The 12,163-nt window shown below is 43.4% G+C and carries 24 protein-coding genes and 1 pseudogene; all 25 read right to left on the reverse strand.

From position 1 onward, the window contains the following. Nucleotides 1–2: 2 nt before the first annotated feature. A complete protein-coding gene (locus BMW42_RS11760; RefSeq protein WP_035265161.1) occupies nucleotides 3–1,010 on the reverse strand; it encodes a DNA-directed RNA polymerase subunit alpha in 1,008 nt (335 codons plus the stop codon). 17 nt (nucleotides 1,011–1,027) lie between these two features. Continuing rightward, nucleotides 1,028–1,654: a 30S ribosomal protein S4 gene (rpsD, locus tag BMW42_RS11765; protein WP_035265160.1), complete on the reverse strand. Its 627-nt coding sequence runs from the start codon at nucleotides 1,652–1,654 to the stop codon at nucleotides 1,028–1,030. 12 nt (nucleotides 1,655–1,666) lie between these two features. Further along, nucleotides 1,667–2,053 carry a 30S ribosomal protein S11 gene (gene rpsK / locus BMW42_RS11770; RefSeq protein ID WP_001040166.1) on the reverse strand — a complete coding sequence of 129 codons (387 nt, stop codon included), beginning with the start codon at nucleotides 2,051–2,053 and terminating at the stop codon, nucleotides 1,667–1,669. A gap of 19 nt (nucleotides 2,054–2,072) precedes the next feature. Then, complete coding sequence (gene rpsM, locus BMW42_RS11775; RefSeq protein ID WP_035265156.1) at nucleotides 2,073–2,429, reverse strand: 30S ribosomal protein S13; 357 nt, start codon at nucleotides 2,427–2,429, stop codon at nucleotides 2,073–2,075. Nucleotides 2,430–2,535: 106 nt separating this feature from the next. After that, a complete protein-coding gene (gene rpmJ / locus BMW42_RS11780) occupies nucleotides 2,536–2,652 on the reverse strand; it encodes a 50S ribosomal protein L36 (RefSeq protein ID WP_000867907.1) in 117 nt (38 codons plus the stop codon). 20 nt (nucleotides 2,653–2,672) lie between these two features. After that, complete coding sequence (secY, locus tag BMW42_RS11785; RefSeq protein ID WP_171076742.1) at nucleotides 2,673–3,992, reverse strand: preprotein translocase subunit SecY; 1,320 nt, start codon at nucleotides 3,990–3,992, stop codon at nucleotides 2,673–2,675. Between the two features lie 45 nt (nucleotides 3,993–4,037). Further along, nucleotides 4,038–4,478: a 50S ribosomal protein L15 gene (gene rplO / locus BMW42_RS11790; protein ID WP_092768082.1), complete on the reverse strand. Its 441-nt coding sequence runs from the start codon at nucleotides 4,476–4,478 to the stop codon at nucleotides 4,038–4,040. A gap of 3 nt (nucleotides 4,479–4,481) precedes the next feature. Further along, nucleotides 4,482–4,658: a 50S ribosomal protein L30 gene (gene rpmD / locus BMW42_RS11795; RefSeq protein WP_004786899.1), complete on the reverse strand. Its 177-nt coding sequence runs from the start codon at nucleotides 4,656–4,658 to the stop codon at nucleotides 4,482–4,484. A gap of 6 nt (nucleotides 4,659–4,664) precedes the next feature. Continuing rightward, on the reverse strand, nucleotides 4,665–5,162 hold the full coding sequence (gene rpsE, locus BMW42_RS11800) for a 30S ribosomal protein S5 (RefSeq protein WP_035265141.1): 498 nt from the start codon (nucleotides 5,160–5,162) through the stop codon (nucleotides 4,665–4,667). Between the two features lie 2 nt (nucleotides 5,163–5,164). Further along, on the reverse strand, nucleotides 5,165–5,515 hold the full coding sequence (gene rplR / locus BMW42_RS11805) for a 50S ribosomal protein L18 (RefSeq protein ID WP_035265138.1): 351 nt from the start codon (nucleotides 5,513–5,515) through the stop codon (nucleotides 5,165–5,167). A gap of 14 nt (nucleotides 5,516–5,529) precedes the next feature. Next, nucleotides 5,530–6,063, reverse strand: a complete 534-nt coding sequence (gene rplF / locus BMW42_RS11810) for a 50S ribosomal protein L6 (protein ID WP_035265135.1) — start codon at nucleotides 6,061–6,063, stop codon at nucleotides 5,530–5,532. A 13-nt stretch (nucleotides 6,064–6,076) separates the two neighbouring features. Continuing rightward, nucleotides 6,077–6,472, reverse strand: coding sequence for a 30S ribosomal protein S8 (rpsH, locus tag BMW42_RS11815; protein WP_035265132.1), 396 nt, complete (start codon nucleotides 6,470–6,472; stop codon nucleotides 6,077–6,079). Nucleotides 6,473–6,484: 12 nt separating this feature from the next. After that, the gene (gene rpsN / locus BMW42_RS11820) at nucleotides 6,485–6,790 is read right to left on the reverse strand and encodes a 30S ribosomal protein S14 (RefSeq protein ID WP_067731180.1); all 306 of its coding nucleotides are present in this window, start codon (nucleotides 6,788–6,790) and stop codon (nucleotides 6,485–6,487) included. Between the two features lie 9 nt (nucleotides 6,791–6,799). Then, nucleotides 6,800–7,336: a 50S ribosomal protein L5 gene (gene rplE, locus BMW42_RS11825; protein ID WP_004809796.1), complete on the reverse strand. Its 537-nt coding sequence runs from the start codon at nucleotides 7,334–7,336 to the stop codon at nucleotides 6,800–6,802. A gap of 16 nt (nucleotides 7,337–7,352) precedes the next feature. After that, nucleotides 7,353–7,670: a 50S ribosomal protein L24 gene (gene rplX, locus BMW42_RS11830; RefSeq protein WP_035265122.1), complete on the reverse strand. Its 318-nt coding sequence runs from the start codon at nucleotides 7,668–7,670 to the stop codon at nucleotides 7,353–7,355. A gap of 11 nt (nucleotides 7,671–7,681) precedes the next feature. Then, nucleotides 7,682–8,050 carry a 50S ribosomal protein L14 gene (gene rplN, locus BMW42_RS11835; RefSeq protein WP_035265119.1) on the reverse strand — a complete coding sequence of 123 codons (369 nt, stop codon included), beginning with the start codon at nucleotides 8,048–8,050 and terminating at the stop codon, nucleotides 7,682–7,684. 91 nt (nucleotides 8,051–8,141) lie between these two features. Next, nucleotides 8,142–8,399: a 30S ribosomal protein S17 gene (rpsQ, locus tag BMW42_RS11840; protein WP_092768084.1), complete on the reverse strand. Its 258-nt coding sequence runs from the start codon at nucleotides 8,397–8,399 to the stop codon at nucleotides 8,142–8,144. Continuing rightward, nucleotides 8,396–8,593, reverse strand: coding sequence for a 50S ribosomal protein L29 (gene rpmC / locus BMW42_RS11845; RefSeq protein WP_035265113.1), 198 nt, complete (start codon nucleotides 8,591–8,593; stop codon nucleotides 8,396–8,398). The genes rpsQ and rpmC overlap by 4 nt, the downstream gene beginning before the upstream one ends. Further along, entirely contained in the window at nucleotides 8,593–9,006 is a 414-nt protein-coding gene (gene rplP / locus BMW42_RS11850) for a 50S ribosomal protein L16 (RefSeq protein WP_035265110.1), read from the reverse strand. The genes rpmC and rplP overlap by 1 nt, the downstream gene beginning before the upstream one ends. Then, nucleotides 8,946–9,762, reverse strand: a pseudogene (gene rpsC / locus BMW42_RS11855) (30S ribosomal protein S3). Before rpsC ends, rplP begins: the two are co-directional and overlap by 61 nt. Before the next feature lies 1 nt (nucleotide 9,763). Continuing rightward, on the reverse strand, nucleotides 9,764–10,093 hold the full coding sequence (gene rplV / locus BMW42_RS11860; protein WP_035265103.1) for a 50S ribosomal protein L22: 330 nt from the start codon (nucleotides 10,091–10,093) through the stop codon (nucleotides 9,764–9,766). Nucleotides 10,094–10,104: 11 nt separating this feature from the next. Then, nucleotides 10,105–10,380 carry a 30S ribosomal protein S19 gene (gene rpsS / locus BMW42_RS11865; protein ID WP_004281508.1) on the reverse strand — a complete coding sequence of 92 codons (276 nt, stop codon included), beginning with the start codon at nucleotides 10,378–10,380 and terminating at the stop codon, nucleotides 10,105–10,107. Nucleotides 10,381–10,399: 19 nt separating this feature from the next. Further along, nucleotides 10,400–11,224, reverse strand: a complete 825-nt coding sequence (gene rplB / locus BMW42_RS11870; RefSeq protein ID WP_035265099.1) for a 50S ribosomal protein L2 — start codon at nucleotides 11,222–11,224, stop codon at nucleotides 10,400–10,402. An 11-nt stretch (nucleotides 11,225–11,235) separates the two neighbouring features. Further along, nucleotides 11,236–11,556, reverse strand: coding sequence for a 50S ribosomal protein L23 (rplW, locus tag BMW42_RS11875; protein WP_035265097.1), 321 nt, complete (start codon nucleotides 11,554–11,556; stop codon nucleotides 11,236–11,238). Then, nucleotides 11,553–12,155, reverse strand: coding sequence for a 50S ribosomal protein L4 (gene rplD / locus BMW42_RS11880; RefSeq protein WP_035265093.1), 603 nt, complete (start codon nucleotides 12,153–12,155; stop codon nucleotides 11,553–11,555). The genes rplW and rplD overlap by 4 nt, the downstream gene beginning before the upstream one ends. Nucleotides 12,156–12,163 lie beyond the last annotated feature (8 nt).

The raw sequence follows: 12,163 nt of genomic DNA on the forward strand, positions 1-12,163 counted from the left end.
AATTAACGACTACGATAGGCAAAACGATCGTCCATACGTAAACTAGCTGGTGGCCAGTTTTCTAAACGCATGCCGAGTTGTAAGCCTTTTGAAGCCAGAACATCTTTGATCTCAGTCAACGATTTTTTACCTAAGTTAGGAGTTTTTAACAACTCAACTTCAGTACGTTGAACAAGATCACCAATGTAGTAAATATTTTCTGCTTTCAAACAGTTAGCAGAACGAACAGTAAGCTCTAGATCATCTACTGGACGAAGCAAGATTGGGTCAACTTCTTCACGAGGTTCTTGAGCAACTGGAGCTTGATCTTTCTGAAGATCAACAAAGATTGCAATTTGTTGTTGCAAGATTGTTGCCGCTTTACGGATCGCTTCTTCAGGATCAACAGTCCCGTTTGTTTCAAGATCAATGACCAACTTGTCAAGGTCTGTACGTTGTTCTACACGAGCATTTTCAACTGTGTAAGAAACACGTTTAATCGGGCTATAAGACGCATCTAATTGTAAACGTCCCACTGGGCGAGTTTCACCTTCTGGGAAGCGAGAATCAGAAGTCTCATAACCACGACCTTGAACAACTTTCAAGCGCATTTTCAATGAGCCTGAAGCACTTAACGTGCCGATCAAATGTTCAGGGTTAACCACTTCGACATTGTGAGGTAAACGAAGATCAGCGGCAGTTACATCGCCAGGTCCTTGTTTCTCTAATGTCAAATATGCTTCATTTTGATCGAACAGCTTAATAGACAATCCTTTAAGGTTCAGCAAGAGCTCGACGATGTCCTGCTGCAAGCCTTCTAAAGTACTGTACTCGTGCTCGACGCCTTCAATCTCAACTTCAACCACAGCAGCGCCAGGTAAAGATGATAAAAGAATGCGACGTAAAGCATTACCTAGAGTATGACCAAAGCCACGCTCTAAAGGTTCTAGAATCACTTTTGCCGAGGTCCCGCTTGCCGCTTCGACCTTGATCGCTTGCGGAGTTAGAAACTCGTTTGCAGTACGCGTCATTATTGCTACCTCAAGGATTATTTAGAATACAATTCAACAATCAAGCTTTCGTTGATTTCAGCAGGTAAATCAGAACGATCAGGTGCAGATTTGAATGTACCTTCTAATTTAGAATGGTCAACTTCCATCCAAGAAGGAGTTCCACGTTGAGCAGCCAATTCAATTGCGTTTTTAATACGTAATTGTTGTTTAGCGCCTTCGTGTACTGCAATCACGTCACCAGCTTTAACTTGGATTGACGCGATGTTAACACGACGACCATTTAAAGTGATTGAACGGTGAGATACAAGCTGACGAGCTTCTGCACGTGTAGAACCAAAGCCCATACGATAAACAACGTTATCTAAACGGCTTTCAAGCAATTTCAACAAGTTTTCACCTGTTGCGCCTTTAACACGAGCAGCTTCTTTATAGTAGTTACTAAATTGACGCTCTAAAACACCGTACATACGACGTACTTTTTGTTTTTCACGTAATTGTAGTGAGTACTCTGATTGTTTACCACCACGAGCTCCACCATGTTGGCCAGGAGCTTTAGCATGTTTTTTTGTCTTAACATCAAACGGTTTAACGCCTGATTTAAGTTGCAGGTCTGTCCCTTCGCGGCGAGAGAGTTTGCATTTTGGACCAATATAACGAGCCATGAATGTTTCTCCTTACACGCGACGTTTTTTAGGTGGACGGCAACCGTTGTGAGGAATTGGAGTCACATCGGTAATGCTATTAATTTTATAACCCACTGCACCTAAAGCACGAACCGCAGATTCACGACCTGGACCAGGACCTTTAACAAGGACATCCAAGTTTTTCAAACCGTAATCTAAAGCAGCTTTACCAGCTACTTCAGCAGCTACCTGAGCAGCAAACGGAGTTGATTTACGTGATCCACGGAAGCCTTGTCCACCTGAAGTGGCCCAAGCCAGTGCATTACCTTGACGATCGGTAATAGTCACAATGGTGTTATTAAAAGAAGCGTGAATGTGTGCAACACCTTCAGAGACGGTACGAGTGACCTTCTTGCGTGTGCGAGTATCTTTAGCCATCTTTTAGCTTCCAGAAATCTTATTTCTTAATAGGTTTGCGCGGACCTTTACGGGTACGTGCGTTAGTTTTGGTGCGTTGTCCGCGGACAGGCAAGCTGCGACGATGACGAAGACCGCGGTAGCAGCCTAAATCCATTAAACGTTTAATGTTCATGGAAATTTCGCGACGTAAGTCACCTTCGGTCGGAACCTTAGCAACTTCTGCACGAATCGCATCAAGCTGAGCGTCATCTAATTCACGGATCTTAGTAGTTGGTGCAATACCAGTTGCAGCTAAGATTTGCTTAGCAGTATGGCGGCCAATACCAAAGATATACGTAAGAGAGATAACAGCATGCTTGTTATCCGGAATGTTTACACCGGCAATACGAGCCATTCACTTTCTCCAAAAAGGCAGTAGAGATAATCAACCGCCCCACAAAATCTTTGAGGGGCGGATAATAACCTAATTAGCCTACTGAAATCAACAGGTCTTGATCAGATTAACCTTGACGCTGCTTATGACGAGGTTCAGCGCTACAAATCACGCGGATTACCCCATTACGACGGATAACTTTACAGCTACCACAAATTTTCTTTACAGAAGCTTGAACTTTCATGATGAAACCTCTAAGTGCGCTTATCCCTTAGGATGAGCAGTCGTTTTACTCATTAGTGTTTGATTATCATATTGGCGCGATGTGAGGTGTGCCTGTAGCTGAGCCATAAAGTCCATAACTACAACAACCACGATCAACAGCGATGTACCACCCAAATGGAATGGAATACCAAAAGAACTTTGAAGTACCATCGGCATTAAACATACAACAGTGATATAAATCGAACCGATAAATGTTAAACGACTAAGAATATGATCTAAATAACGAGCAGTTTGCTCACCTGGGCGGATACCAGGTACATAAGCTCCACTACGCTTTAAGTTTTCTGATACTTCTTTAGGACTGAAAACTAGTGCCGTATAAAAATAACAGAAGAAAATAATAAGCGCACCGAATAGCACCAAATATAATGGTTGTCCAGGCGATAAAACTAATGCCAAATCTTGTAGTGTACGCTTAACGATCCCTGCATTAGGATCAGAACTACCTAACCATTGACCTAAACTTGCAGGAAACAGCAATAACGAACTTGCGAAAATTGCTGGAATAACACCTGCCATGTTGATTTTTAATGGTAAGTGAGTCTGCTGTGCAGTAAATACTCGGCGACCTTGCTGCTTTTGAGCATAGTTAACAGGTATACGACGTTGTGCTTTTTCAATAAACACAATCGCAGCTAAAACAGCTAAAGACAATAAGCCAAATATAGCAATACCAATTAAGCTTGATTGACCATTTTCCACTAGGGTAAATGATTGCACAACCATACTTGGTAAACCAGCAACAATACCTGCAAAGATGATCATAGAGATCCCATTACCAACACCACGTTCGGTAATTTGCTCTCCCAACCACATTAAGAACATGGTACCTGCAACTAACGACGTTAATGCAGGAATATAGAATGCTAAACCTGAAGTAAAGGTAATCCCTTGACTGATCAGACCCGCACACATACCAATACCTTGTACAATTGCAAGGAATAATGTGCCGTAACGCGTATATTGGTTAATCTTACGCTTGCCCTGCTCGCCTTCTTTTTTCAATGCTTCCAGCGAAGGAACAACCGTTGACATTAACTGCACGATAATCGATGCAGAAATATACGGCATGATCCCCAACGCAAGAATGGACATTCGTTCCAATGCCCCGCCTGAGAACATATTAAACAAACCAAGGAAAGTACCCTGGTTTGCATTAAAGAAACGTTCTAAAGCGACATTATCAATACCTGGCAGCGGAATATGCGCTCCTAGTCGAAAGACCACCAAAGCACCAATTAAAAACATTAATCGGCGAATAATTTCACGATATTTCACGTGAAATGGTTGACCTTTCATCATGTGAACATGACCTGTAGAACTAGGAGACATAGACACTCGCGATTACTCCTCGACTTTACCGCCAGCAGCTTCAACAGCAGCTTTAGCGCCTTTAGTCAATGCAACACCTTGAACAGTGAATGCACGAGTGATTTCACCAGAAAGAACGATACGAGCACGAATCATATCTTTACGTACAACGTTCGCTGCTTTTAAAGTTTCAAGAGACACGATATCGCCTTCAACTTTGTTAAGTTCAGACAAACGTACTTCAGCAGTTTTCAAAGCCAATTGGCTAGTGAAACCGAACTTAGGTAGACGACGATATAACGCAGTTTGACCACCCTCGAAACCTGGACGAGTACCACCGCTCTTACGTGAGTTTTGACCTTTGACACCACGGCCACCAGTCTTACCAACGCCAGAACCAATACCACGGCCTAAACGAAGGTTTTCACGCTTAGCACCTTCTGCAGGTGCAATTGTATTTAAACGCAGAGTCATGGCTTATTCCTCTACACTAACCATATAGTAAACTTGATTGATCATACCACGGTTAGAAGGAGTATCTTGAACTTCTACAGTGTGACCAATACGACGCAGACCTAAACCTTTAAGGCTAAGCTTGTGATTTTTCAAGCGATGCGATGCAGATTTAGTCTGGGTAACTTTAATCGTTTTCATGATTGATTACCCTTGAATTTGTGCTACTGAAAGACCACGTTTCGCAGCAACTTTCTCAGGAGAAGTCATATCACGCAGACCATTAAAAGTCGCGTTTACTACGTTCGCAGCGTTAGTAGAACCATAACATTTAGTTAATACGTTACGTACACCAACAGCTTCTAAAACAGCACGCATAGCGCCACCAGCAATTACACCAGTACCTTCAGAAGCAGGTTGCATGTAAACACGGCTAGCACCGTGACGAGCGTTGATAGGGTGCTGAACAGTACCATCAACAAGTTCAACAGTAATCATGTTGCGACGAGCAGCTTCAAGTGCTTTAGAAATAGCAGCTGGAACTTCACGAGCTTTACCACGACCAAAACCTACGCGACCATTACCATCACCTACAACAGTTAATGCTGTGAAAGAGAAAATACGACCACCCTTAACAACTTTGGCTACACGATCAACGGCAACCAGCTTTTCAACAAGACCTTCGTTTTGTTCAACTTTAGCCATGATTAGAACTCCAAGCCGTTTTCACGAGCAGCATCAGCCAAGGCTTTGATACGACCATGATATTTGAAACCAGAACGGTCAAATGCAACTTTAGTTACGCCAGCTGCTTTAGCACGTTCAGCGATTAAAGCACCAACTTTAGTAGCTGCTTCAACGTTACCTGTAGTACCACTACGTAACGTAGCATCTAAAGTAGAAGCTTGCGCTAATACTTTGCCACCATCTGCTGAGATTACTTGAGCATAGATGTGACGCGGAGTGCGGTTTACACACAAACGAGTCGCACCCAATGCACGGATGTGCAAGCGTGTGCTTTTCGCACGACGCAAACGGGTTTGTTTCTTTTCGTTCATAAGAACCTCGCGCCTTATTTCTTCTTAGCTTCTTTACGAAGTACAACTTCATCAGAATAACGAACACCTTTACCTTTATATGGCTCTGGCGGACGGTAACCACGGATATCTGCAGCAACTTGACCTAAAGCTGCTTTATCAGCAGATTTAAGCACGATTTCAGTAGCTGTAGGTGTTTCAGCAGTTACACCTTCAGGAAGGTTGTAATCGATCGGGTGAGAGAAACCTAGGTTAAGGTGAACTGTGTTCCCTTTAACCGCAGCTTTATAACCAACACCGATAAGTTGTAACTTACGTTCGAAACCTTCGCTAACACCTTTAACAAGGTTGTTAAGCACAGCGCGAGCAGTACCAGCTTGCATCCAAGCATCTTTAGATTCAGCTTTAGGAGCAACAGCTAGAATACCGTCTTCCTGTTTTAGCTCGACCAGCGCATGCAGGTTGAAAGACAAAGTACCTTTGCTGCCTTTCACTTCGACCTGCCGGCCGTTCTGAGTAACTGTTACACCGTTAGGTACAGTTACTGGGGCTTTAGCCACACGAGACATGAGGAATCACCTATTAAGAAACAAAAGCAATAACTTCACCACCGATACCTGCAGCACGTGCAGCGCGATCAGTCATGATGCCTTTGCTTGTAGAAACAATTGCAATACCTAAACCTTGCTTAACGCTTGGAAGGTTATCTTTACCGCGATATTGACGTAAACCTGGACGGCTAACGCGCTTCACAGTTTCAATAACTGGTTTGCCTTCGAAATATTTTAAAGTCAAAGTAAGTGTTGGTTTGCCTTCAGCATCTGCAACAGCTACATCAGCTATATAACCTTCTTGTTGAAGAACGTTAGCAATCGCAACTTTTAACTTTGAGTTTGGCATAGAAACAGTTTGTTTCTTCGCCATTTGTGCGTTACGAACACGTGTTAACATGTCGGCAACGGTATCTTGCATACTCATTTATAGTGCTCCTTACCAGCTTGCCTTAACAACGCCCGGTACATCACCTTGCATTACTGTGTCACGTAATTTGTTACGGCTTAAACCGAACTTACGGAAGTAACCATGAGGACGACCAGTTAAACCACAACGGTTACGAAGACGTACTGGAGATGCATTACGTGGTAATGCTTGTAACTTCATCATCGCTTCGAAACGCTCTTCGTCGCTTGCATTTACGTTTGCAATAACAGCTTTTAATTCAGCACGTTTTGCAGCGTATTTAGCAACAGTAGCTTCGCGTTTCAATTCGCGATTAATCATACCTTTCTTAGCCATATCGACCTCTTATTTGAACGGGAAGCCGAATGCACGCATAAGCGCACGGCCTTCGTCATCGGTGCGAGCAGTCGTAGTGATGGTAATATCCATACCACGAATACGGTCAATCTTATCAAAATCGATCTCAGGGAACATGATCTGTTCTTTAAGACCCATAGAGTAGTTACCACGACCGTCAAATGATTTCGCAGAGAAACCACGGAAGTCACGGATACGAGGAATCGCGATAGAGATCAAACGGTCTAAGAATTCGTACATGCGTTCGCCGCGTAAAGTAACTTTACAACCAATCGGCCAACCATCACGGATTTTGAAACCAGCGATAGATTTACGAGCTAACGTAAGAACTGGTTTTTGACCAGCGATAGCTTGCATATCAGAAAGAGCACCATCAAGGAGTTTTTTGTCAGCAGCAGCTGCACCAACACCCATATTGATCGTGATTTTAGTGATGCGAGGGATCTCCATCACATTCTTAACGCCCAATTGTTCTTGTAATTGAGCTTTAAGTTCGTCGTTGTAACGCGCTTTAAGTCTGGCCATTGCCTATTTCAACCTATTACTTCGCTACCGCCACTGATTCACCATTTGATTTGTAAACGCGAGTTTTCACGCCGTCAATCACTTGGTAACCAACACGGTCAGCCTTTTGGGTTGTAGCATTAAAAATTGCCACGTTAGAGATATGAAGCAAAGCTTCTTGTGTAACGATAGCGCCTTCAGCACCTGTTGCACGGTTAGGCTTTTGATGCTTCTTAACTAAGTTAAGACCTTCAACCTTAACTCGGTCATTAGAAACAGACAAAACAGTACCTTGTTTGCCTTTTTCTTTACCTGCGATCACGATTACTTGATCGCCTTTTTTAATCTTAGCCATGATTGCCTCTATTATAGAACTTCAGGAGCCAATGAAATGATTTTCATGAACTGTTCAGTACGAAGTTCACGAGTCACTGGTCCGAAAATACGAGTAGCAATCGGAGCTTTGTTGTTGTTCAAAATAACAGCAGCGTTATCATCGAAACGAATAACAGAACCATCTGGACGACGGATACCGAATTTTGTACGTACAACTACTGCATTCATTACGTCGCCTTTTTTAACACGGCCACGTGGAATTGCTTCTTTTACAGTAACTTTAATAATGTCGCCAACTGAAGCATAACGACGATGTGAACCACCAAGTACTTTAATACATTGTACGCGGCGAGCACCACTGTTGTCTGCTACGTCGAGCATAGTTTCGGTCTGAATCATTGCCCTACTCCAAAACCGAGCATCACCGGTCACAATTTCGAAAGGCTCAAAGAGTACTCGAAATTGACCGATGATGCAACAAGAACGTTATTTACTCAGCAGCTGCTTCAACAACTTCAACTAAAGTCCAAGACTTAGTTTTAGAAATTGGGCGGCTTTCTTTGATAGTTACAACATCGCCAGTTTTAGCAGTGTTGTTCTCATCATGAGCGTGTAATTTTATTGAACGGCGGATTGATTTGCCATACAACGGGTGTTGAACGCGGCGTTCGATAAGAACAACGATAGACTTGTCCATCTTGTCGCTTACTACTTTGCCTGTTAACGTGCGAACTGTTTGCTCACTCATTGTGCGTTCCCCTGTTTTTCGGTAAGGAGGGTCTTGATGCGAGCAATAGTTTTACGAGTTAATTGCACTTCGTGCGATTTACCCAATTGACCAGTTGCTTTAGCCATGCGAAGACGGAATTGGTTCAACTGTTGCTCATCAAGCAAAGCTGTCAATTCTTCTACCGACTTTTCACGTAGATCTTTAGTTTTCATTACATTACCGTCCGAGTCACGATAGTGGTTTTAAACGGAAGTTTAGCAGCAGCAAGCGTAAATGCTTCACGCGCTAATTCTTCGTTCACACCTTCCATTTCGTACAGGATCTTACCTGGTTTGATTTCACAAACCCAATATTCCACAGAACCTTTACCTTTACCCATACGAACTTCTAATGGTTTTTCAGTAATTGGTTTGTCCGGGAATACACGGATAAAGATCTTACCACCACGTTTTACACGACGGCTGATTGTACGACGCGCTGCTTCAATTTGACGCGCAGTCATGCGACCACGTTCAACTGATTTAAGTGCGATAGTACCAAAAGATACTGTGCTACCGCGATGTGCTAGACCAGTGTTACGGCCTTTTTGCACTTTACGGAATTTAGTACGTTTAGGTTGCAACATGGATTATTCTCCTTTTTCAGCAGAACGATCATTGCGACGACCACGACGCTCTTGACCTTCACCACGACCGCGACCACGTTTAGCTGGACGTTCTTCAGCTGGAGCTGGGTTCATGACTTGTTTCATGCCGCCCAAGATCTCACCACGGAAGATCCAAACTTTAACGCCGATCGTACCGTAAGTAGTTTCTGCGCGAACCGCTGAATAGTCGATGTCAGCACGAAGAGTATGTAGAGGTACACGACCTTCACGATACCATTCAGTACGTGCAATCTCTGCACCGCCTAAACGACCAGAAACTTCAACTTTGATACCTTTCGCACCAGCACGCATAGTGTTTTGAACCGCACGCTTCATAGCACGACGGAACATTACACGTTTTTCTAATTGAGAAGCAATTGCTTCACCAACTAGACGAGCGTCTAAATCTGGACGATCAATTTCGTTGATGCTTACTTGCGCTGGAACACCCATAATATTGGTAAGTTCGCGCTGTAATTTTTCAATGTCTTCGCCTTTTTTACCGATCACGATACCAGGACGAGCAGTGCTAATTGTTACTTTAGCAGCGCCTGTTGGACGTTCGATAAGAATATTGCTCACCATCGCATTCTTAAGTTTTTTGTTTAAAAACTCACGAACTTGAAGATCTTTAAGCAAGTATTCAGCGTATTGTTTCGGATTCGCATACCAGTTAGCGTTATGACGTTTCACAACACCTAGGCGGATACCGATTGGATGAACCTTCTGACCCATATCAAACCCCTACCTTAACGGTGATGTGACAAGTACGCTTAGTAATACGATCTGCACGACCTTTAGCACGTGGCAAAATACGTTTAAGGCTCATGCCTTCATCAACGTAGATCGTAGAAACTTTAAGATCGTCTACATCTAAACTGTTATTATGTTCAGCGTTTGCAATCGCAGATTCCAACGCTTTCTTAACTAAAACTGCAGCTTTTTTGTTGCTGAAGTTTAGGATGTTAAGAGCGTGCGCAACAGATTTGCCGCGAATCAAGTCTGCAACCAAACGAGCTTTTTGTGCCGAGATAGCGGCACCGCGTAATTTAGCAGTTACTTCCATCATAGCACCTATTAACGTTTAGATTTCTTGTCAACACCGTGACCACGGTAAGTACGAGTCGGTGCAAATTCACCAAGCTTGTGACCAACCATATGCTCAGATACGATTACCGGAACATGGTTACGACCATTGTGTACAGAAATTGTTAAACCAACAAAATCCGGGAGGATCATCGAACGACGCGACCAAGTTTTGATCGGCTTACGGTTATTAGCCGCGATAGCCGCTTCAACCTTAGCGAACAAGTGCGCATCGACGAATGGGCCTTTTTTCAGAGAACGAGGCATTGTCAGATTCCTTTACTTGTTACTTAACGCGACGGTCGCGAATGATCATCTTAGTCGTACGCTTATTGGTACGTGTCTTGTACCCTTTAGCTTTTTGACCCCATGGGCTTACAGGTTGAATACCTTTGTTACGCCCTTCACCACCACCATGTGGGTGATCTACCGGGTTCATCGCCATACCACGAACGGTAGGACGAACACCACGCCAGCGTGAAGCACCAGCTTTACCTAGTGAACGTAAGTTGCTTTCTTGGTTAGAAACTTCACCAAGAACTGCGCGACATTCAACGTGTACTTTACGCATTTCGCCAGAACGTAGACGAATAATTGCGTAAGAACCGTCACGACCCAATAACTGAGCAGAAGCACCAGCAGAACGCACTAATTGAGCGCCTTTACCGATTTTAAGCTCGATATTGTGAAGAGTAGAACCGATAGGCATGTTACGAAGTGGTAAGCAGTTACCTGGACGAATTGGAGCATCGTTACCAGATTGAACTTTATCACCAGCACGTAGACCTTTAGGCGCAATGATATAACGACGCTCACCATCAGCATACAAAACTAATGCAATGTGTGCAGTACGGTTAGGATCGTATTCGATACGCTCTACAGTCGCAGGAATGCCATCTTTGTTACGTTTAAAGTCAACAATACGGTAATGTTGCTTGTGACCACCACCAACGTGACGTGTAGTAATGTGACCGTTGTTATTACGACCACCAGTACGTTTTTTAGCTTCTACCAACGGAGCATAAGGCGCACCTTTGTGAAGATGGTCGTGAACGACTTTCTCTACAAAGCGACGTCCTGGAGACGTTGGCTTACATTTTTGAATAGGCATAATTCTCGTCCTTATTCCGCTGTGCTTTCAGCGGTATCGCCCAAGTCAGCCATTTCTACATCTTGGCCAGCTTTCAGGGTGACGTATGCTTTTTTAACATCAGAACGACGTCCGATAGTTTTACCAAAGCGTTTAGTCTTACCTTTAGTGATAGTCGTGTTAACTTTAACAACTTCTACACCAAATAATTGTTCAACTGCTTTTTTGATTTCAAGTTTGTTTGCATCGATAGCAACTTTAAACACTTGAACACCAGCAGTTTCACCTAAAACTTGTGCTTTTTCTGAGAATACAGGTCCTTTTAGGACTTGATAGATACGTTCGTTGTTCATCCGAGTTCTACCTCAATTTTCTTAGCAGCAGCTACAGACATAACAACTTTATCGAACGCGATCAAGCTAACAGGATCGATAGCAGCAGCATCAACCACATCAACGTGTGGAAGGTTACGAGCAGCTAGATACAAGTTCTCATCAACAGCATCAGTAACGATCAATGCACGAGTAGCATTCAAGTCGTTAAGTTTTGCAAGCAATTCTTTAGTTTTTGGAGCAGCTACAGCAAACTCTTCAACTAAAACTAAGCGATCTTGACGAACAAGTTCAGCTAGGATGCATTGCATAGCACCGCGATACATTTTACGGTTTACTTTTTGAGACCAGTCTTGTGGACGAGCAGCAAAAGTTTTACCACCGCCAACCCAGATTGGGCTACGAATAGAACCAGCACGAGCGCGACCAGTACCTTTTTGACGGAATGGTTTTTTACCACCGCCAGAAACGTCTGCACGTGATTTCTGAGCTTTTGAACCTTGACGACCACCAGCTAAATAAGCCGTAACAACTTGGTGTACAAGAGCTTCATTGAATTCACGACCGAACGCAACTTCTGATAATTCAACAGCAGAGCCGGAAACAGTATTTAAATTCACGTTATTTC

The sequence above is a fragment of the Acinetobacter sp. DSM 11652 genome, assembly GCF_900109815.1.
Lineage (GTDB): Bacteria > Pseudomonadota > Gammaproteobacteria > Pseudomonadales > Moraxellaceae > Acinetobacter.